Source organism: Streptomyces silaceus, assembly GCF_001419745.1.
Lineage (GTDB): Bacteria > Actinomycetota > Actinomycetes > Streptomycetales > Streptomycetaceae > Streptomyces > Streptomyces silaceus.
Genome location: NZ_LIRJ01000031.1, coordinates 55,057 through 74,497 on the forward strand (window position 1 = coordinate 55,057; position 19,441 = coordinate 74,497).

General features: G+C 73.9%; 14 protein-coding genes and 1 pseudogene. 5 read left to right on the forward strand and 10 right to left on the reverse strand.

Annotated features, from left to right (window positions below; translation table 11 throughout):
• Nucleotides 1-48: 48 nt before the first annotated feature.
• The gene (locus tag AOK22_RS03265; RefSeq protein ID WP_055697000.1) at nucleotides 49-1,020 is read right to left on the reverse strand and encodes a sensor histidine kinase; all 972 of its coding nucleotides are present in this window, start codon (nucleotides 1,018-1,020) and stop codon (nucleotides 49-51) included.
• Complete coding sequence (locus tag AOK22_RS03270; RefSeq protein ID WP_055697001.1) at nucleotides 1,017-1,874, reverse strand: MEDS domain-containing protein; 858 nt, start codon at nucleotides 1,872-1,874, stop codon at nucleotides 1,017-1,019. The genes AOK22_RS03265 and AOK22_RS03270 overlap by 4 nt, the downstream gene beginning before the upstream one ends.
• Nucleotides 1,875-2,042: 168 nt before the next feature.
• Between AOK22_RS03270 and AOK22_RS03275 the strand changes: the two genes are divergently transcribed.
• Entirely contained in the window at nucleotides 2,043-4,139 is a 2,097-nt protein-coding gene (locus AOK22_RS03275; RefSeq protein ID WP_055697002.1) for an ATP-binding protein, read from the forward strand.
• Between the two features lie 51 nt (nucleotides 4,140-4,190).
• Here AOK22_RS03275 and AOK22_RS03280 read toward each other — a convergent pair whose 3' ends face one another.
• The 4 genes from AOK22_RS03280 to AOK22_RS03295 are packed head-to-tail and all read right to left on the reverse strand — an operon-like array spanning nucleotide 4,191 to nucleotide 9,022.
• Nucleotides 4,191-5,342, reverse strand: a complete 1,152-nt coding sequence (locus AOK22_RS03280; protein ID WP_055697003.1) for an XdhC family protein — start codon at nucleotides 5,340-5,342, stop codon at nucleotides 4,191-4,193.
• Nucleotides 5,335-7,494: a xanthine dehydrogenase family protein molybdopterin-binding subunit gene (locus tag AOK22_RS03285; RefSeq protein WP_055697004.1), complete on the reverse strand. Its 2,160-nt coding sequence runs from the start codon at nucleotides 7,492-7,494 to the stop codon at nucleotides 5,335-5,337. Before AOK22_RS03285 ends, AOK22_RS03280 begins: the two co-directional genes overlap by 8 nt.
• Nucleotides 7,491-8,483 carry an FAD binding domain-containing protein gene (locus AOK22_RS03290; protein WP_055697005.1) on the reverse strand — a complete coding sequence of 331 codons (993 nt, stop codon included), beginning with the start codon at nucleotides 8,481-8,483 and terminating at the stop codon, nucleotides 7,491-7,493. The genes AOK22_RS03285 and AOK22_RS03290 overlap by 4 nt, the downstream gene beginning before the upstream one ends.
• The gene (locus tag AOK22_RS03295) at nucleotides 8,480-9,022 is read right to left on the reverse strand and encodes a (2Fe-2S)-binding protein (protein WP_055697006.1); all 543 of its coding nucleotides are present in this window, start codon (nucleotides 9,020-9,022) and stop codon (nucleotides 8,480-8,482) included. Before AOK22_RS03295 ends, AOK22_RS03290 begins: the two co-directional genes overlap by 4 nt.
• A gap of 239 nt (nucleotides 9,023-9,261) precedes the next feature.
• On the opposite strand from AOK22_RS03295, the gene AOK22_RS03300 reads away from it, so the two are divergent.
• Entirely contained in the window at nucleotides 9,262-9,840 is a 579-nt protein-coding gene (locus AOK22_RS03300; protein ID WP_055697007.1) for a TetR/AcrR family transcriptional regulator, read from the forward strand.
• Here the strand turns inward: AOK22_RS03300 and AOK22_RS03305 are convergent.
• The 3 genes from AOK22_RS03305 to AOK22_RS03315 form a co-directional block, all read right to left on the reverse strand.
• Nucleotides 9,803-10,741 (reverse strand): NsdA family TPR-like regulatory protein, encoded by a 939-nt coding sequence (locus AOK22_RS03305; protein WP_055697008.1) that lies wholly within the window; start codon nucleotides 10,739-10,741, stop codon nucleotides 9,803-9,805. The two genes, AOK22_RS03300 and AOK22_RS03305, sit on opposite strands and share 38 nt — an antisense overlap.
• A gap of 111 nt (nucleotides 10,742-10,852) precedes the next feature.
• Nucleotides 10,853-11,509, reverse strand: coding sequence for a M15 family metallopeptidase (locus AOK22_RS03310; protein ID WP_055697009.1), 657 nt, complete (start codon nucleotides 11,507-11,509; stop codon nucleotides 10,853-10,855).
• Between the two features lie 341 nt (nucleotides 11,510-11,850).
• Complete coding sequence (locus AOK22_RS03315) at nucleotides 11,851-15,018, reverse strand: AfsR/SARP family transcriptional regulator (RefSeq protein ID WP_244164682.1); 3,168 nt, start codon at nucleotides 15,016-15,018, stop codon at nucleotides 11,851-11,853.
• A 442-nt stretch (nucleotides 15,019-15,460) separates the two neighbouring features.
• Here AOK22_RS03315 and AOK22_RS03320 point away from each other — a divergent pair, with 442 nt between their 5' ends.
• Together AOK22_RS03320 and AOK22_RS03325 are read left to right on the forward strand one after the other, a co-directional pair.
• A complete protein-coding gene (locus tag AOK22_RS03320) occupies nucleotides 15,461-16,090 on the forward strand; it encodes a histidine phosphatase family protein (protein WP_055697019.1) in 630 nt (209 codons plus the stop codon).
• A gap of 63 nt (nucleotides 16,091-16,153) precedes the next feature.
• A complete protein-coding gene (locus AOK22_RS03325) occupies nucleotides 16,154-17,299 on the forward strand; it encodes a hypothetical protein (protein WP_244164683.1) in 1,146 nt (381 codons plus the stop codon).
• Between the two features lie 85 nt (nucleotides 17,300-17,384).
• On the opposite strand, the gene AOK22_RS03330 is transcribed toward AOK22_RS03325, so the two are convergent.
• Nucleotides 17,385-18,749: an FAD-dependent oxidoreductase gene (locus tag AOK22_RS03330; RefSeq protein ID WP_055697011.1), complete on the reverse strand. Its 1,365-nt coding sequence runs from the start codon at nucleotides 18,747-18,749 to the stop codon at nucleotides 17,385-17,387.
• Nucleotides 18,750-18,986: 237 nt separating this feature from the next.
• On the opposite strand from AOK22_RS03330, the pseudogene AOK22_RS03335 reads away from it, so the two are divergent.
• Nucleotides 18,987-19,441, forward strand: a pseudogene (locus AOK22_RS03335) (hypothetical protein); the annotation flags it as partial.

Below are 19,441 nucleotides of genomic sequence, written 5' to 3' on the forward strand. Positions count from 1 at the left end.
CACCTCGGCGCCCAGGCACACCGTCGAGGACGCGTCGCGGGGCGGCGCTCAGCGGCGGAAGTGCATGCGCACGGCCGTCCCCTCCGTGCCGAGCCGTTCGGTGACCAGGTCGCTCAGCTGTCGTACGACCCACAGTCCGTGGCCCGTGGGGGCCAGCGGGTCGGGTGGGAGGTGGCCGAGGTAACCGGCGTCCCGGACGGAGACGGCGGGGCGTCCGCCGCCGGTGTCGGCGACCTCGCAGACCACCCAGTCCGGGTCGCTCCACAGCCGCAGCACGCCGTGGCCACCGCCGAAGCGCACGGCGTTCACCACCGCCTCGTGCACCGCGGCGGCCATGTCGCGCGCCCGTTCCTCGGCCAGGCGGCACCGGCGGGCGAACTCCGCGACGGCCAGCCGGGCGGCCACCGACTCGCCCCGGGCGAAGGGCACTTCACGGGGCTTGTCCGTGGGGTGGGTCAGGTCCGGGACCTTGTCGGCGAGTTCGCTGCACTCGGTGTAGAAGTCCGCCGGGTCCGTGAAGTCGCCGCCGACGACGGGGCCGTTCTCGCCGCCGGTCACCTCGGGGTGGGTGCGCCGGACGTCGGCGAGCACGGCGTCGGGCAGGACGCGGGCGTCGTAGGGGCACACGATCCAGTGACGCGAGTCGGCGAACGCCACGTTGACCAGCGATTCGTAGCGCGCCCACTCCAGGGTCTCGACGGGCGCGCGCCCGGACCACACGGGCTCGCCGATGACGCGGACGCGGCGGGCGCCGCCCTCCTCGCGCTCGGTGCAGTAGTCGTTGTACTTGCGCAGGGTGCGGGCGGGGAACTGGTACCAGTCGCGGGCGTCGGCGAAGTCGACCTCGCCCGCGGCGGCACCGAGGCCGTCCTTCAGCAGGGCGATGTTGTCCCGGCGGACGACGGCGAGCACCGCGTCGCCCGCCGCGAGTCCGTCCCGGACGAAGTCGAGCGTGCCCGACAGGAATTCCTCGTCCGAGGCGTAGCACAGCGCCTGGTGGACGAAGCCGGAGCGTGTCATGCGTCCTCGTCCTCCTTTCCCATGTCGAGGCCGGGGATGCGGTCCCAGCCGGTGACCCGCATGACCCGGCGCACGTGGGGCGCGACGCCGTCGAGGATCAGGCCGCCGCCCATGGCGTACAGACCCAGCCCCGTGAAGACGAGGAGCCTCAGCGCGCACACGTCGATAAAGGTCAGATCGCGCAGGTCGAGACGCGTGCGGTGGGGGTCGTCCGGCCGGCTCGTCGCCCGCTCGGACTCGGCGCGCAGGGCGCGGGCCACCGCCGTGATGTTGCTGTCGTCCACCTCGCCGCACAGGGCGAGGCCGGGCGGGGTGAACGTCCGGGTGATGCGCAGCAGTTCGTCCTGCCAGACGTCGTCCGCGACGGCCCTGCCGTGGTGCAGGGCGTCCAGCGCGTCCAGTTCACGCCTCTTGAACACGCGGCGGTCGTACTGGCACAGCCCGATGACGGGCAGCGCCTGGAAGACCGGTTCGAGCAGCCGCTCGGCGTCGCACAGCCCCTTGGGCGGCTCGGCGCCCCGGTCCGGCGGGACCTCCAGGGCGACGCGCAGCCCCAGGAACCCGTCGGCCACCGCGCCTTCCGCCTCGCGGCGCACGTGCTCGTCGAGGTCCCACAGGCCGCTCGGGGCGCCGAGGCGGGAGCTCACCCGCAGTCTGCCGGTGGCCAGCGCGCCCGCGACGTCGCCGCCCTGCCTCCGCAGGAACCCGAAGACAACCGGCGGCGGCTCCTCGACCGAGGTCAGGAGCAGTCCGCGCTGCCCGCTCGCCAGGCCGTCCAGGAGGAACGCGGCGAGCACCGCCTCGCGTTCCTCGTCCGTGTCGTAGCCGAAGAAGAGATGATCTCCTGGCCGCATCTGCCCCACTGCTCGCAAGGCAGGAGCGGTGTCCATCCTCACGCACCCCCTCCGCACAACCTCCGCCGCACCGCTACCCGATGTGGCTGGACGATTACACGTTACGCATCCGAGGCGCCCCTCGGAACGGACTAAGGTGATCCGCATCATGGCAGGTCGAGGGGGAGTATGGCGGGCGCAGCGGGCAAGGACGACGGCCGGTCGGGCAATCTGCCCACGGAGGCGAACGCCTTCATCGGACGTCGCCCGGAACTCTCGCGTATCGCGGCACTGTTGGGCTCCGCGCGGCTGGTGACCCTCACCGGGCCCGGCGGGGTGGGCAAGTCCCGGCTCGCGCTGCGCGCCGCCCACGATGCGCGGCCCGCGTTCCCGGACGGCGCCTGGCTGGTCGAACTCTCCTCGCTGACCGACGCGTCCCTGCTTCCTCACGCGGTCATGGACGCGCTGGGGCGCTCGGACCAGACCGTGCGCCCCCTGCTCGACGTCCTCGTCGAGGGGCTGACCGGCAGGCCGGTGCTGCTCGTGCTGGACACCTGCGAACACATCCTGACGCCGTGCGCCCAGCTGGTCGGCGAACTCCTGGACCGCGTACCCCAGTTGCGGATCCTGGCCACCAGCAGGCAGCCGCTGGCCGTGCCCGGCGAGTACGTCCTGCCCCTCGACCCGCTGCCGCTCGGCGCCGCCGCGGACGCCGGCGAGGGCGCCGTCGCGCTGTTCACCGCACGGGCCACCGCGGCGGCGCCCGCCTTCCGGGTGACCGAGGCGAACCGCGCGCAGATCGAGGCGATCTGCACGCGCCTCGACGGGATCCCGCTCGCCCTGGAGCTGGCGGCGGTGCGGCTGCGCGGCATGCCCCTGGACCGTTTGCTGGAGGGCCTCGACTCGCGGTTCGACCTGCTCACCGCGCGTACCGAGCCGCGGATCGCCCGGCATCAGACGCTGCGTACCGCGATCGGCTGGAGCCATGAGCTCTGCACGCCGCTGGAGCGGCTGCTGTGGGCGAGGCTGTCGGTGTTCGCGGACGGCTGGGACCTGGAGGCCGCCGAATTCGTCTGCCACGGCGGGCCGTTGGAGACCGAGCGCGTCCTCGAACTGCTCTCCTGGCTCATCGAGAAGTCCATCGTGGTCCAGGAGCCGGACGGCGCCGGCATGCGCTTCCGAATGCTCGACACGCTGCGCGCGTTCGGGGCGCAGTGGCTGGAGGGCCTCGGCGAGAGCGAGGCCGTGCGGCGCCGCCACCGGGACTACTACCGGTGGCTGGCCCGGCGCGGCGAGGCCGAGTGGCTCGGCTCCGCGCAGCGGGCGTGGGCCGAGCGGATGTGCGCCGAGCACGCCAATGTGCGGCTCGCCCTGGAGGAGTGCCTCGCCGACCCGGACACGTCGTGCGCGCTGGAACTCGCGGGCACGCTCTGGTTCTTCTGGTTCGCCTGCGGATACGCGGAGGAGGGCCGTACGTATCTGGCACGTGCCCTGCGCCGCGGCGACGACAGCAGCGCCGAGCGGGTGCTCGCGCTGTGGGCGCAGCGGCTGATCACCCTCGACCCGGAGGACCTGGACGCGTCCGAGCAGGTGTCCACCGCCTACACCCGGCTCGCCGCCGCGCGCGGACTGCCCGAGGAGGCGCTCCATCTGCCGCTGAACGGCGCGAGTCTGGCCGTGCGCGGGGAGTCGGCGCGCTCCGCCATCCTGCACGCCCCCTCGGGGCAGGCCCCCGCGGGCGGCGGGGGCGCGGTGTTCTTCCGGCTGACGGCGCTGGCCGTCCAGGCGTATCTGCTCGTGGCGCAGGGCGCGTTCGAGCGGGTGGCCGCGGTCGCGGGGAGGTTGCGCGCCGAGTGCGAGAAGTGCGGCGAGCTGTGGATGCGGGCGTGGGGCGACTACTACCTCGCGCTCGCCCGGCTCGGCCAGGGGGACGCGACGGCGGCCGCCGGGCACGCCCGCGGCGCGCTGTGCGCCAAGTGGCGCGTCCACGACCGCCTGGGCACCGCGGCGGCCGCGGACCTGCTCAGCGCCGTCGAGGCCGCGCGGGGGCGGGCCGAGCGGGCCGCGCAGCTCTTCGGTGTCAGCAGCCGGTTGTGGGGCGAGGCCGGTCTCGCCGAACTCGGCCGCCACAACGCGACCAGCTTCCGCACGCATCACGAGAGGCGGCTGCGCACGGCTCTCGGCGACTCCCTGTGCGACCGGCTGCTGGGCGCCGGGCGGGGGTTGACCACCGATCAGGCCATCAAGCTGGTGCACGGCGACGGGCTCCCGGGCGGCTCCTGCTGAATCGCCTTCCCGCAGGAGCCGCACCGGCGGGGCCCACGGCCCCGGCGCCGCTCAGGCCATCGCACCGGCCCTCAGCGGCGGGCCGCCCTGGGTGTCGTGGTGGATCGGTGTCCGTGACCCGGTGAGCGGCAGGCCCGTGCCGCCCTGGCGGGCCGCGACGATCTCCGCCGCGATGGACAGGGCCGTCTCCTCCGGGGTCCTGGCCCCGAGGTCGAGGCCGATCGGCGAGCGCAGCCGGGCCAGCTCCGCCTCGGTGACGCCCACCGCGCGCAGCCTGCGGTTGCGGTCCTCATGGGTGCGGCGCGAGCCCATGGCGCCGACGTAGGCGACGGGAAGGCGCAGCGCGAGGCGCAGCAGCGGCACGTCGAACTTGGCGTCGTGGGTCAGCACGCACAGCACGGTGCGGGCGTCCGCCGCCGTGCGCTCCAGGTACGCGTGCGGCCACTCGACGACGATGTCGTCCGCGTCGGGGAAGCGGGCCGGCGTCGCGAAGACGGGCCGGGCGTCGCACACCGTGACGTGGTACCCGAGGAACTTGCCCGCGCGGACCAGGGCCGCCGCGAAGTCGACGGCACCGAACACGATCATGCGGGGCGGCGGCACGCTCGACTCGACGAGCACGGTCACGGCACTGCCGCAGCGCGAACCGCTCTCCGAGACGACGAACTCCCCGGTGCGTCCCGCCGCCAGCAGGGCGCGGCTCTCCCCCACCGCGGTGCGGTCGAGGTCCGGGTGCCCGCCGAGGCTTCCTTCGTACGTCCCGTCGGCGCCGACCAGCAGGGGCCGGCCGAGGAGCTCGGCCGGGCCCCGGAAGACCCGTGCCAGTGCCGCCGCCCCGCCGTGGACGGCGGCGGACAGGGCGGCGGCGTACACCGCCCTGTCCGGCGCGTCCGCGGCCACCGGCGTGACCAGCACCTCGATGACACCGCCGCAGGTCAGACCGACGGCGAAGGCGTCCTCGTCGCTGTAGCCGAACCGTTCGACCGCGGCCGTGCCGTCCTGGAGCGCCTGGACGCACAGGTCGTACACCGCGCCCTCCACACAGCCCCCGGAGACCGAGCCGATGGCGGTGCCGTCGCCGTCGACGGCGAGGGCCGCGCCCGGACCGCGCGGGGCGCTGCCGCCGACGGTCACGACGGTGGCCACCGCGAAGTCCCGGCCCTCCTCGACCCAGCGGTTCAGGTCGGCGGCGATGTCAAGCACGGGATTCGTCTCCCGGTACGGCTCCGGTGGCGCCCGGCAGCACCCCGGCCCGCAGCACGCGGTCGGGGCGGATCGGCAGTGTCCGGTGGCGTACGCCCGTCGCGTGCCAGACCGCGTTGGCGACCGCCGCCGCGGCGCCGACGATCCCGATCTCGCCGATGCCCTTGATGCCGACCGGGTCGTCGGCGTCGGGGTCGGCCACCCAGTCCGCCTCGATGCGCGGCACGTCGGCGTGCGCGGCGACGTGGTAGCCCGCGAGGTCGGGGCTCACCAGCGCGCCCGACGCCCGGTCCCTGACCGCCTCTTCGTGCAGCGCCATGGACAGGCCCCAGGTCATGCCGCCGATGAACTGGCTGCGCGCGGTGAGCGGGTTGACGATCCGTCCCGCGGCGAAGATGCCGAGCATGCGCCGCACCCGTACCTCGCCGGTGGCGACGTCGACGGCGACCTCGGCGAACTGCGCGCCGAAGGAGTGCCGTTCCTTCTCGGAGAGCGTGCCGAGGACCGCGCTGGTGTCCGAGCGCACGGTGATGCCGTCCGGCGGGATGTGCCCACCGGGAACGAGCTTCTCGCGCAGTTCGCGCGCGGCGGCCGTGACGGCCCAGCCCCAGGAGCGGGTGCCCATGGAGCCGCCGGCGAGCATGGCGTGGCCGAAGTCGCTGTCGCCGATGCGGACCTGGACGCGGTCCGCCGGCACCTCCAGGACGTCCGCGGCGATCAGCGTGAGCGCGGTGCGCGCGCCGGTGCCGACGTCCGCGGCGGTGATGCGCACCGTGTAGGTGCCGTCGGCCTCCGCGGTGACGGCCGCCGTGCTCGGGGCGACGAGCACCGGGAAGGTGGCCGCGGCGGTGCCGGTGCCGAGCAGCCAGCGGCCCTCGCGGCGCAGGCCCGGACGCGGGTCGCGGTCCGCCCAGCCGAACCTGCGGGCGCCCTCGTCGAAGCAGGCCAGCAGATTGCGGCTGCTGAACGGCAGTCCGGAGACGGGGCCCACGGCCGGTTCGTTGCGCACGCGCAGCGCGATGGGGTCCATGCCGCACTTCTCGGCGAGTTCGTCGAGCGCGGACTCCACCGCGAAGGACCCCGGCGCCTCGCCGGGCGCGCGCACCCAGGTCGGTGTCGGCACGTCGAGGCGCACGACGCGGTTGGTGGTGTGGTGCGCGTCGGCGGCGTACATCGGGCGGCCGTATCCCGCGCTCGTCTCGACGAACTCGTGGACGGTCGACGACAGGCTCTGCCCCTGGTGTTCGAAGGCGCGCAGCCGTCCGTCCGGTTCGGCGCCGAGCCGGACGCGCTGGGTGGTGGGGCTGCGGTAGCCGACGAGCGAGAACATCTGGCGGCGGGTCAGGACGACGCGGACGGGCCGGTCGAGCATGGTCGACGCCATCACGGCGAGGACCTGGTGGACCCGCAGGCCCTTGGAGCCGAAGGCGCCGCCGACGTGTTCGGAGAGCACGCGCACCGAGGAGGGGTCCAGGGAGAAGAGCTTGGCGATCTCGTCGGCGACCCAGGTGCTGCCCTGGTTGGAGTCGACGATCTCGAGGCGGCCGTTGTCCCAGCGCGCCGTCGCCGCGTGCGGCTCCATCGAGATGTGGTGCTCTTCGGGCGTGGTGTACTCGGCGTCCACGACATGGGCGGACGCGGCGAGTTGGGCGTCCAGGTCGCCCTTCTCGACGCGCATGCCGTCGCCTTCCGGCAGATACGTGCCGGGACGTCCCGCGGAGAACTCGACGTCGTGCGGCTCCTGGTCGTAGTGGACCACGAGCGCCTCGGCGGCCTCCCTGGCCTGTTCGGACGTCTCGGCGACGACCATCGCCACGGGCCAGCCCACGAAGGGCACCCGGTCGTGCTGGAAGAGCGCGACGACGGGGTCGGGGCGGCCCAGCGTGCCCTCGTAGTTCGCGTCGACGCGCGGCGCGTTGCCGTGGCACAGCACGGCCAGGACGCCGGGCATCGCGAGGGCGGGGTCGGCCTCGACGGACCGTACGCGGCCGCGGGCGATCGTCGACGGCACCAGCCAGCCGTGGGCGAGGTTCGCGAAGGGCAGCTCGCCGGCGTAGCGGGCCGCGCCGGTGACCTTGTCGCGGCCCTCGACGCGGGTGTGCGCGGTGCCGACGGCGCCCTTCACCGTGGTGGTCTCGGTGGTCGTGGTCATCGGGCCGCCTCCTCGGCGAGTTCGGTCAGCACGGCCACGACGAGGTTGCGCAGCAGCGTCACCTTGTAGCCGTTGTGGGGCAGGGCGCGGGCGGCGGCCAGTTCGGCGTCGGCCGCGGCGGCGAACGCCTCGGCGGTCGCCGGGCCGCCGGTCAGCACCCGCTCGGCCTCGCGCGCCCGCCAGGGCCGGGAGGCCACCGCCCCGAAGGCGATGCGCACCTCGCGCACCACGGAGTCCTCGACGTCGAGGGCGGCGGCGATCGACCCGATGGCGAACGCGTACGAGGCGCGTTCGCGCACCTTGCGGTAGCGGGAGTGGGCGGCGACCGGCGCGGGCGGCAGGGTGATCCCGGTGATGAGCGCCCCGGCGGGCAGGGCGGTCTCCAGATGCGGGGTGTCGCCCACCGGGAGATAGAAGTCGGCGAACGCCGACTCCCCCGGTCCGTCGGCCGATTCGTAGTGGACGACGGCGTCGAGGGCGGCGAGCGCCACGCCCATGTCCGAGGGGTGCACGGCGACGCAGTGCTCGGTGGCGCCGAGGATGGCGTGGTTGTGGTGCTCGCCCTCGACGGCGGGGCAGCCGGTGCCGGGCGCGCGCTTGTTGCAGGGCTTGCTCAGGTCGGTGAAGTAGCCGCAGCGGGTGCGCTGCAGGAGGTTCCCGCCGACCGTGGCCATGTTGCGCAGCTGGCCCGAGGCGCCCGCGAGGACGGCCTGCGTCAGCGCCGGGTAGCGGCGCCGGACGTCGGGGTGGGCGGCGAGGTCGCTGTTGGTGACGGTCGCGCCGATGCGCAGCCCGCCGTCGGCGGTGGTCTCGATGTGGTCCAGGGGCAGTTCGCGCACGTCGACGAGGAGCGCGGGGCGCTCGACGCCGGTCTTCATCAGGTCGACGAGGTTGGTGCCGCCGCCGAGGTAGCGGGCGTCCGGGTCGGTGCCGAGCACGGCGACCGCGCCGGGCACGTCGTACACCCGCTGGTAGTCGAAGTCCCTCATGCCGCTCCTTCCTCGGCGCGCGCCGCGCGGGCGACCGCCTCGACGATCGAGACGTACGCGCCGCAGCGGCACAGGTTGCCGCTCATGCGCTCGCGGATCTCCTCCGCGGTGAGTTCGGGGACGCCCGCCTCGGGCCGGACATCGGTGGTGGCGGCGCTGGGCCAGCCCGCCGCGTGCTCCTCGATGACGCCGAGGGCGGAGCAGATCTGGCCCGGTGTGCAGTAGCCGCACTGGAAGCCGTCGAGGTCGAGGAAGGCCTGCTGCACGGGGTGCAGCCGGTCGCCCTCCGCGACGCCCTCGATGGTGGTGATCTCGCGCCCTTCGGCGGCGACCGCGAGCTGCAGACAGGAGACGGCGCGGCGGCCGTCGATCAGCACCGTGCAGGCGCCGCACTGCCCCTGGTCGCAGCCCTTCTTGGTGCCGGTCAGGTCGAGGCGCTCGCGCAGCGCGTCGAGCAGGGTGGTGCGGTGGTCGACGGACAGTGTGTGCTTCTCGCCGTTGATGTTCAGGGTGACGGCACTGGACGTCGATGGAGCCATGAGCAGCCTTCTTTCGCTTGCGCGTCGAACGAGGCGGTCCCGGCGGGGAGTTCGGGGGGAAAGGGCACTGTGCGGGAGCGGAGATCGCCCCCGCTTTGGTCACGAGCGGTCCCCTGCGGTCGTGTCTGCCGCTAAGGTGAGCCCAAGCGGACACTTGTCCGTTAGCTTGGGAACGAACCTAGCGGACAGCTGTCCGCTTATCAAGGCACCGCCGGGCCGAATGTGTGGAAGGAGAGCCAGTGGGGCAGCACAAGGAGTCACCGCTGCGCTCCGACGCGCAGCGCAACCGCGAGCGCATCCTGGAAGTGGCCCTGGAGGAGCTGACCCGGTCCAGCGACGCGCCGCTCAGCGCGATCGCGAAGAAGGCGGGTGTCGGGCAGGGGACGTTCTACCGCAACTTCCCCAACCGCGAGGCGCTCGTCCTGGAGGTGTACCGCTACGAGGTCCAGCAGGTCTGCGACGCCGCCTGCGTGCTGCTGCACACCCGCGCCCCCGACCAGGCCCTGCGGGAGTGGATGGACCGGCTGGTGCGGTACGCGATGGCGAAGGCGGGCCTCGCCGACGCGATCCGCCGCGCGACCAGCGCGCTCGGCAGCCTGGCCGGAGTCGGGCACGGCCCGCTGACCGAGGCCGTCTCGGTCCTCCTGGAGGCGAACGAGAAGGCGGGCACCATCCGGCCGGGCGTCACCCCGGACGACTTCCTGCTCGCCATCGCGGGCCTGTGGCAGATCGATCCGCACAGCGACTGGCAGACGCGCGCCGGACGCCTCATGGACCTCGTCATGGACGGTCTGCGGGCGGGCGCTCCCGGCCGCTGAGCACCTCCAGGAGGTGGACGGCCGCGTCGCGCAGCGGTGGCGGCACACCCGTGCGGCGGCGCAGCCGGGCGGCCGTCGCGCCGAGCGACGCGGCCGTGCGGGCCGACCCGATTCCCCCGGCCCGGGGCGCGAGGCCCACGATCAGCTCCTCGGCGTCGCGCCAGGCCCCGGCCCCGGCGAGGGCGGACAGCAGTTCCGCGCCGAACAGGTCGCGGTAGGAGGGGCCGCCCGGGGAACTGGCGGCCGCACGCAGCAGCGGGACGGCGCGGTCCCACCGGCCCAGACGGGCGAGCACCCAGCCGTGGTGGCCGAGCAGCTCCGTCTCGTCGATCCACCACGCCCAGGCGGGATCGGTCCGGGCCGGGCCGTCCAGGAAACGGTGGCGGGCGCGGCCGATCAGCTCCGCCGACGCGCGGCCGTCGCCCAGCAGGGCGAGGGCGTGGGCCCGGCGGATCAGGACGATCGCGTCGACCCTGGCCGGAAGCGGGCGCGGTCCGGGCACGCGGGAGGCACTCTCCAGGGCGGCCCGCGGTCGGTCCATGTGGGCCTGGAGCATGCTGTGGTTCAGCAGGGTGAGCCGGGCCGTCCAGCGGTCGCCGCACAGGTCCGCCAGGGCCAGCGCCCGCGCGTTCGCCCGCTCGGCGCGGCGAAGGTGGCCCGCGTCGAACAGGATCCACCCGGCGACCTCGCACAACTCGGCCAGCGAGGAGAGCAGTTCACGGTCCGTCGCGCGCAGGCTCACGGGCTCGGCACAGAGCTCGGGGATGCGGCGCACGACGGCCGGCAGCGCGGCCACCGCGGCCCGCGCGCCCCGCTCGGCGTCGAGGGCCAGCAGCTCCCGCAGCACATGGTCGACCTGGTCCACCGTCGCACCGCCACGCTCTTCGGCCCCGCCTGCCACCGCCGCTCCCCCGCTCCCGTCCGGACGAGGGGTTCAACGGCGTACGTCGGTGCGCTGTTCCCGGCGGGGCCCGGCGGACCGGCGTCGGCGGCGGGCTCGGCGGCGACCGCGCTAGACCCGGTAGGCCACCGGGCCGTAGTGGGCGGTGGGGGCGTCGGTGGCCAGGGCCCAGTAGCGATCCCCGTAGGACCAGTGCCACCACTCCGTCGGGTAGTTGACCAGGCCCGCCGTGGAAAGGGCCGCGTTCAGGGTGCGGCGGTTGCGGCGGGCCGCGTCGGAGATGCGCTCGTTCTCGGTGTAGCAGGCGCCGTCGCTCTCCTCGGGGCTGGCGTTCACCGGTGTGCCGAGGTCGAGTTCGGCGCCCGTCGTGGTGCACAGGGTGATGTCGACGGCGGCGCCCGCGACGTGCGGGCCGACCTCGGGCGGCGACAGGGAGCGGCTCGTCTGGCGGTGGAGGCGGTCGTCGGACCAGTCGGGATGGGCGCGTCTGAGTTCGGCGGCGTACGCGTCGAAGTACTTGATCTGCAGCTCCAGGGGCCGGTACCCCTCGGTGATCAGCAGGCGCAGGCCCTCGGGCAGCAGGCGGGCGGCGCGGGCGAGGCGCCAGGCGACGCCCTCGCGCAGCTGTGCGTAGGCGCCCGCCGGGTCGGCGAGGCGGTCGTCGACGTCCACGAACGGCAGATTCCGCAGGTCCACGAGGGCCTCGCCGCAGTCGTGGACCGGTATGTCGACGACCCGGGGATCGTTCATGAGGATGATCGGCGGCATGCTCGGGGCCCCTCTGTGACTGACGTCGTCGTGACAGGAGTGGCGGGCACGGCTCCGGGGGCGGGCTGCCCACCCGCCCCCGGAGTCCCCCGTGTGTGCAATGGCTCCACGCGACTTACGGCCCATACGCCCGACTGCTCGGTCGTATGGGCCGTGTAAGGCAACAGTGGCCTTTCCCCCGTTGGTTCCCCCGTGGTTGTCGGCCTTCGTGCGCCGCCGACACGAGTAGCGTGGCGGAAGGCGCTGCAAGTTCTCTGCAAATACGCCTCAAGTGGCCTTGGAATGCACGGGGTTTCGGTGCGCACATCCGTTCACCTGGGGTGCCGGCGCCCTCTGTGGTCTCAGATACCCGGCTCGTGCTGCTCCCGTGCCTCGTACGCCGTGAAGACGTCCCGCGCCTCGGTGCGCAGCGCGAGCGCCCTGGCCCGCTCCCCCGCAGCCTCCCGCGCGGCGGCGAGGTCGCGCAAGGTGCGCGCGCGGGCCAGCGGCAGCTCCAGGGCCGCCCAGAGGTCGGCCGCGGCGGTCAGCCGTCGCACGGCGGCGTCCAGACGGCCCTCGGCCAGCTCGCACTCGCCGAGCGTGCGCAGGGCGAGCGCCTCGCCGAAGCGGTCGCGGTGCGCGCGGCAGGTGTCCAGGACGCCGTGCAGCTCGGCCGTCGCCTCGGCCGAACGTCCGAGCCGCATCCGGCACTTGGCCCGCGCCTGCACGGCGTACGCCGACATCAGCGGATCCCCGATGGAGGTGAGCAGGTCCACCGCCTCACCGGCGAGTTCCTCGGCCTCGGCGTAGGCGCCGAGCGCGCGGTGCACCAGGCTCAGCGAGCGCAGCGTGAGCGCCTCGCCGCGGCGGCTGCCGAGCCTTCGGTAGGCCCGCAGGGACTCGTCCAGGAGCGTGAACGCCTTTTCGTGGGCGCCGAGTTCGAGGTGGACGGTGCCCGCGAAGCGGCAGGAGAGCCCGAGGCCCGGGTCGTCGCCGAGCGCGCGGAACCCGTCCACCGCCCTGCCCAGGACGTCCAGCGCGGCGCGCAGCCGGCCCGCCTCGCGCAGGGAGCTGCCGAGTCCGGCGAGCGCGGCGGCCCGCCCGCGCGCGTCGCCGAGGTCGGCGCAGAGTCCGGCCGCCTGCCGGAAGTAGTCCTGCGACTCGGTGAACCGGTCCTGCTCGTAGCGGAGCTGGCCGAGGCCGATCAGGAGCAGGGCCTCGCCGGAGCGGTCCTCGGCGCGGCGGGCGGCGGCCAGCGCGGCGTCGTGGCTGCGCCACCAGGCCTCGAAGCGGTTGCCGACGGCGTACGCGGACGAGCACAGGGCCGCCGCGGCCTCGCAGGCCAGGCCGTGCAGGTCGTAGGCGGCGGCCCGCTCGACGGCGGCCGCGAACGCGTCGGCCTCGGCCTCGAACCAGGCGGCCGGATCGGCCAGCGCCCGCCGGGTCGCGCCGGGCCCGACGGGCCGCACGAGCCGGCGCATGGCCTCGGACGCCGCGCCGACCGGTCCGCCCGAGTCCAGGAAGCCGCGGTGCAGTTCGACCGCGCCGGACGGGGTGGCGGACGCGACGCGCCCGGTGAGCCAGAGCCCGGCGCCGAGCGCGCGGCCCACGGCGGCGGAGCGTTCGGCGGGCGAGTCCTCGGCCTCGGCGCGTTCGGCCGCGTAGACACGGACGAGGTCGTGCGGCCTGAAGCGGGGCTGTCCGGCGCGGTCCACGACGGTGCAGTGCAGCAGCTGGGCGTCGATCAGCTGCTCCACGACGCGGTCCGCGGCGGCCTCCGGCACGTCGAGCAGCGCGGCGACCACCCAGGAGGCGACGTCGGGCGCGGCGAGCAGTCCCAGGCGCCGCAGGGCGGTGCGGGCCGGGGCGTCCAGGGCGCGGTAGCTCAGGCCGAGGCCCGCCCGTACCTCCAGGTCGCCGACGGCGAGTTCGTCCAGGCGGTGGCGTTCGTCGGCGAGCCGGTCGGCGAGGGTGCGCGCCGTCCAGTGGCTGCGGGTCGCGAGGCGGGCGCCCGCGATGCGCAGGGCGAGCGGGAGGCCGCCGCACAGCTCGACGATGCGGCGAGCGGCGTCGGGTTCGTCGCGCACGCGCCGCTCGCCGGCGACCTTGGCCAGCAGGTCGGTGCCGGGTGCCGTGTCGAGCACGTCGAGGTCGGTGCGGTGGGTGCAGGGCAGGGCGCCGAGGCGGGCCCGCGCGGTGATCAGGACGCCGCAGGTGGCGCTGCCCGGCAGCAGGGGGCGCACCTGGGCCTCGCTGCCCGCGTCGTCCAGGACGAGCAGGACGCGGCGGCCCGCGACCAGGCTGCGGAAGAGGTCGCTGCGCTCGGCGTCGCCCTCCGGCGGGTTGGCGCCCAGGGCGCGAAGGAGTCTGCCGAGGACCTCACCGGGCGCCACGGGGTCGGTGGCGCCGCGCAGTTCGGCGTAGAGCTGGCCGTCGGGGTAGGCGTCGGCGGCACGGTGCGCGGCGGTGACGCCGAGGACGGACTTGCCGATGCCGCCGGGTCCGGACACCACGACGACGGGCATGGCCTCGCGCGGGCCGGGGCCGGTGAGGGCGGCCCGCACCTCGCTGAGCTGTGCGGCACGTCCGGTGAAGTCGCCGATGGCGGGCGGCAGCAGGGCCGGGGCGGGCATCGGGGCACCGATCTCGTCCGGAAAGGCGGTGCCCGCCTCCGATGAGTAGGGGCCACCGGGATCGCGCTCGGGGGCCGAGGCGTACGCGGCCGCCTCGGCCCCCGTGGACACCCGTGTGTGGTTGACGGGTGCCGTGAGCCTCGGGGCGGGCAGCAGCGAGGCGTCCGCCCGCAGGATCGCCTCGTGCATCGACCGCAGCGCCGGGCCCGGGTCGATCCCCAGCTCCTCGGCGAGTACGTCGCGTCCCTCCGCGTACACCGCGAGCGCGTCGGCCTGGCGGCCCAGCCGGTAGAGCGCGAGCATGAGCTGGCCGCGCAGGCGCTCGCGGGTGGGGTGCGTGGCGACCAGGGCGGTCAGCTCGCCGACCAGTTCCGTCTCGCGCCCGGCCTGGGCGAGGTCCGCGGCGATCCGCTCCTCCAGCGCGGCCTGCCGGGCCTCCTCCAGATGGTCGGCCATGGCGCGCAGGGTCTCGCCGATCCCGCCGAGCGCGGGGCCGCGCCACAGCGCGAGGGCCTCGCTCAGCAGGCGGGCAGCCGCGGCGTGGTCACCGGAGGCCGCCGCCTGCCGCCCCTGGGCCGTGAGGCGGTCGAAGGCGGCGCGGTCGACGAGGTCGGCGTCCGCGTGGATCAGATAGCCGGGCGGCTGCGTCTCGATGACGTCGGCGGACAGCGCGCGGCGCAGGGCGGAGACGTAGGACTGGATCAGGGATCTCGCGGTGTCCGGCGGGCTGTCGCCCCAGATCACGTCGATCAGCGCCTCGGCGGACACCACCCGCCCCGGTTCCAGGAGCAACGCCGCGAGCAGCGCCCGGGGTTTGGGGCCGCCGAGGGTGAGCCGACGTCCTTCGCGCCATGCCTCGACCGGTCCCAGCAAGCGGTAGTGCATGTCCGTGTCCACGCCCATCTCCATGGGTTCCCGCCCCGTACCGCCCCCGCTCCCGATCCCCGTTCCCGCTTCCCCGCACCGGGCCTCCGATCGCGCGGTCATGTTACGTCGGCACAGTCACGAGCCGCGTTCCCGCGCGGGCAATCAGGCCAGCACCACGCGGCGATTCGGCGGGATCGCGACCGGTCACAGAGCTTTTCGCCGGGCCGCCCGGGGCCAGCTCCGGCCGCCGCGGGCACCCGACGTCCGCCGCACGCCCGCTGCGCATGGGGTGAAACTCCACAAACGATCAAATACCGCCCCACGTCCCGACTCCGTCCGCGACGCGACAGGACCCGTCTCATCGTCGGCGGGATCTTGCCCGCGCACGCGGGCACGTACGGCGCCGCACGAGGCCGCGGACGGAGAGATCATGGCGCCGGAAGGCGACGATCACGACGAAGGGCACGCACCGATGCGCAGCATGTACGTCATCGCCCACCCGGAGGCCACCCACCACGTCGAGGGCGTGGTCGGCGGCTGGCACGACTCCCGTCTCACGCCCGCGGGCAGAGCCGCGGCCGACGCCATCGCGCGGGCGCTGCGGGACCGGGTCCCGGACGGCGCGGAGGCGGAGGTGATCACGTCGGACCTGCTGCGGGCACGGGAGACGGCGGACGCGGTGACCGCCGTGCTCGGCGGCGTGCCGCTGCTCGATCGCAGGCTGCGGGAGAAGTCGTACGGCGAGGCGGAGGGCCGGCCGCAGGAGTGGCTGGACCGCCGGTTCGTGCCGCCCCCGGCCGACGGGGACCGCATGCGTCATCACGAGGGCGTGCCGGGCGCCGAGACGAGAGGTTCCTGCGCGCGGCGCGTGTACGACGCGATGGGCGACATCCTGGCGCGTCCCGCCGGGCACCAGGTCGTCGTCACCCACGGCTTCGCGCTGACGTTCGTCGTCGCGGCCTGGATCGGGATGCCGTACGAGTCGGTGGGTTCGGTCAGTTTCCGGGCGCCCTCGGGGAGCATCACGGTGCTGCACGAGGACGACTTCTTCCACAACCGCCAGGTCGTGAGCGTGGGCGACACCCGGCATCTCGGTCAGTGATCGCTACAACCATTCGTGATCATCGCGGGTCTGCATCGGCGTCCCACGACTACGCCATGAAGGATGCGCTCACTGATGCACGTACGCCCCTGGCTGCGCACCGCCACCGTCTCGCTGACGCTGGCCGCCACCCTGCTCTCCGTCGGCAGCGCCAACGCCCAAGGCACGACGTCCCGTTGGGAGGTGTCGCTGTCCGGGGACAGCCCCGCGGGGTCGCTGATGTCGGTCTCCTCCGTCGGCGACGACCTGGCCTGGGCGGTCGGCAGGAAGGAACAGCACGGCGTCATCATGCGCTGGGACGGCGAGCGATGGGCCGAGGACTCCGCGCCGGGACTGCCCCAGGTGTGGCAGTGGTCCTCGGTCAGCGCCGTCTCCGCCACCGACGTATGGGCCTACGGATCGTCCGGGTACAGCCAGACCCTCGTCCACTTCGACGGCGAGCGCTGGAACACGGTGCCCACGACGGGCCCCTTCGACGACTCCTGGCCCGAGGTGCCGATCGACGCGGTCCCCGGCCGGCTCTTCAAGGGCGGCAAGGACCTCTACACGTACGCGGACGGCGCCTGGCAGACGTTCGACCTGCCGGACCTCGTCGACATCCGCGACATCGACGCGATCTCGGCCGACGACGCCTACGCGACCGGCATGAAGTACCCGGTGAACGGCGGCCACCCGGTGACGTACCACTGGGACGGCACGACCTGGACCCTGCTGGAGAAGCCCCCGGTGCGCGCCGGCACCGACACCGCCAAGGTGGCCGCGGAGTCCTCCGACAGCGTCTACGTCGCCGGGTGGGCCGAGGGCCCGAACGCCGACCCGCCGGTGCCGAGCGTCACGCACTGGAACGGGACCGGGTGGAAGGACATCACCGGTTCGCTCTCCGGCCTCTACCTCGACGCGATCTCTCCCGACGGGCACGGCGGCCTGTGGGTCACCGGCCGCGACAGCAGCGGCGAGGGCGCCGAAGCAGGGCCCGTCTTCTGGCACTTCGACGGCACGGCGTGGACCAAGGAGCCCGGCGCGCCGGCCCCCGACGGCGACACCCGGTGGCCGTCCTACGCCTTCTACGACCTGGCGCCGGCCGGCGGCAACGGCTCCTTCTGGGCCGTGGGCGACTACTCCACGTCCATGGACGCGCACGGCGACAACACGGTCAACGGCCTCATCGAACGCTCCGCGGCCTCCGGCGGCAGCACCCTGAAGCGCTGACGCGAGGGACCACCCGGAACGGGGCCTGCCGCGTGGCTCACGTCCACGCGGCAGACCCCGTACGGCTCTTCGTGCCTACGCGCCCTTAGGCACCGCTCGCGTCGAGCATCTCGTCACGCTCGACGATCTTCACGCGCTCACGGCCCTGCGGCTCGCCCAGCGCCTTCTCCGCGGCGTCGAGGCGGTGCCAGCCCTCCCACGTGGTGAAGCGGATCCCGCGCTCCTTCAGGAACGCCTCCACCGCCGTCGGCTCGGGCGACTCCGGCGTGTGCAGGCGGCCGTTCTCACGGTCGTCGAGGAGGCTCGCGACCGTTTCGTTGGCGTCGCCCTTGGTGTGGCCGATGAGACCCACGGGGCCGCGCCGGATCCAGCCGGTCACGTACGTCGACTGCAGGTGCTCGCCGGACTCCTCGATCACGCGGCCGGCCTCGTCGGGGACCGTGCCGGTCGCGACGTCCCAGGGCAGCTTGGGCAGTTCGTCGGAGAGGTAGCCCACGGCGCGGTAGACGGCACCGAGGTCCCAGTCCTTGAACTCGCCGGTGCCCTTGACGTTGCCGGTGCCGTCGAGGGCGGTGCGCTCGGTGCGCAGGCCGACGACCTTGCCGTCCTCGCCGAGGATCTCGGCGGGCGACTCGAAGAAGTGCAGGAAGAGCTTGTGCGGGCGGTCGCCGACGTCGCGGATCGCCCAGTTCTCCAGGGTCTTGGCGACCATGTCGGCCTGCTTGTTGCCGCGCCGGGTGGCGATCGAGCCGTCGTCGTAGTCGATGTCCTCGGGGTCGACGATGACCTCGATGTTCGGCGAGTGGTCCAGCTCGCGCAGCTCCATCGGGCTGAACTTCGCCTGCGCGGGGCCGCGGCGCCCGAAGACGTGGACCTCGACGGCCTCGTTGGCCTTCAGTCCGTCGTGGACGTTCGCCGGGATCTCGGTGGGCAGCAGTTCCTCGGCGGTCTTGGCGAGGATGCGGGCCACGTCGAGCGCGACGTTGCCGACGCCGAGGACCGCGACCTTCTCGGCCTCCAGCGGCCAGGTGCGCGGGACGTCCGGGTGGCCGTCGTACCAGGAGACGAAGTCCGCGGCGCCGTACGACCCGTCGAGGTCGATGCCGGGTATGTCGAGCGCGCGGTCGGCCGTGGCGCCCGTGGAGAAGATCACCGCGTCGTAGAAGGAGCGCAGGTCGTCCAGGCTGATGTCGCCCGGGTAGTCGACGTTGCCGAAGAGGCGGATCTGCGGCTTGTCGAGCACCTGGTGCAGGGCCGTGATGATGCCCTTGATCCTCGGGTGGTCGGGGGCGACCCCGTACCGGATCAGACCGAAGGGGGCCGGCATCCGCTCGAAGAGGTCGATCGACACACCGGGCTCGTCCGCCACTGCGGATTTCAGCAGCGCGTCGGCAGCGTAGATTCCGGCGGGGCCGGCTCCGACAATGGCCACCCGCAGAGGGCGAGGCATGTTCAGGGTCCCTTCGAACGGTGATGGAGTGACTGAGGAGAATCCTAAACTAAGGCAAGCCTAAGTAAGTAGGCGGGTCTCATTTATGACCCCATAAGGCAGGCTTATGACTTCACATAGCATCGCTTTACGGCCCGGAAGCCCGCTGACAGATCACCGCGGGAGGGTTATGCTCGCCGCGATGATGACTCACTCCGTTCACAGAATGGGGGTCCCGTCCGCGCAAGGTGAGTGCTGATGCTCACTCAGAAAGCGCACGGGGACACCCGCTTCTCCTTCTGGCCGCGCGTGCGAGAGTTCGCCGTGCCGCCCTCCATGATCGAGTCCGCGACCGCCCGCCGTCACGTCGGCGACTGGGCAGGGGCATGCGCCGCGGCACATGTCGACGTCGATCTCGGCCTCCAGGCCGTGGCCCGAGCTCACGGCAGAGAACTCACGGCCCGACTCCGGGCGGATCTACGCCACTTGGCACCCGACCTGCTGCGCTGGCACCTCCCCAGGGTCGCCCCCGACGGGCTGCTGCGCCCCGGTCTCACGATTCCCCTGGCCCGGTACGACACGGCCGGACCCGGCGGCACACGTCCCGTGCACCTCGTGGTCCGGACGCCACCGGCCTGGGCTGACGCCGGTCAGCGCATCAGCCTCGCGCTGTGGGACGGCGGCCACCCCGACCCCGGCGCCCGGCGCCATCC

Bases quoted from the DNA above. Each gene is read 5' to 3' on its own strand.
- AOK22_RS03265 (WP_055697000.1), bottom strand. From the start codon at position 1,020: ATGACACGCTCCGGCTTCGTCCACCAGGCGCTGTGCTACGCCTCGGAC.
- AOK22_RS03270 (WP_055697001.1), bottom strand. From the start codon at position 1,874: ATGCGGCCAGGAGATCATCTCTTCTTCGGCTACGACACGGACGAGGAA.
- AOK22_RS03275 (WP_055697002.1), top strand. From the start codon at position 2,043: ATGGCGGGCGCAGCGGGCAAGGACGACGGCCGGTCGGGCAATCTGCCC.
- AOK22_RS03285 (WP_055697004.1), bottom strand. From the start codon at position 7,494: ATGACCACGACCACCGAGACCACCACGGTGAAGGGCGCCGTCGGCACC.
- AOK22_RS03290 (WP_055697005.1), bottom strand. From the start codon at position 8,483: ATGAGGGACTTCGACTACCAGCGGGTGTACGACGTGCCCGGCGCGGTC.
- AOK22_RS03295 (WP_055697006.1), bottom strand. From the start codon at position 9,022: ATGGCTCCATCGACGTCCAGTGCCGTCACCCTGAACATCAACGGCGAG.
- AOK22_RS03310 (WP_055697009.1), bottom strand. From the start codon at position 11,509: ATGCCGCCGATCATCCTCATGAACGATCCCCGGGTCGTCGACATACCG.
- AOK22_RS03320 (WP_055697019.1), top strand. From the start codon at position 15,461: ATGCGCAGCATGTACGTCATCGCCCACCCGGAGGCCACCCACCACGTC.
- AOK22_RS03325 (WP_244164683.1), top strand. From the start codon at position 16,154: ATGCGCTCACTGATGCACGTACGCCCCTGGCTGCGCACCGCCACCGTC.
- AOK22_RS03330 (WP_055697011.1), bottom strand. From the start codon at position 18,749: ATGCCTCGCCCTCTGCGGGTGGCCATTGTCGGAGCCGGCCCCGCCGGA.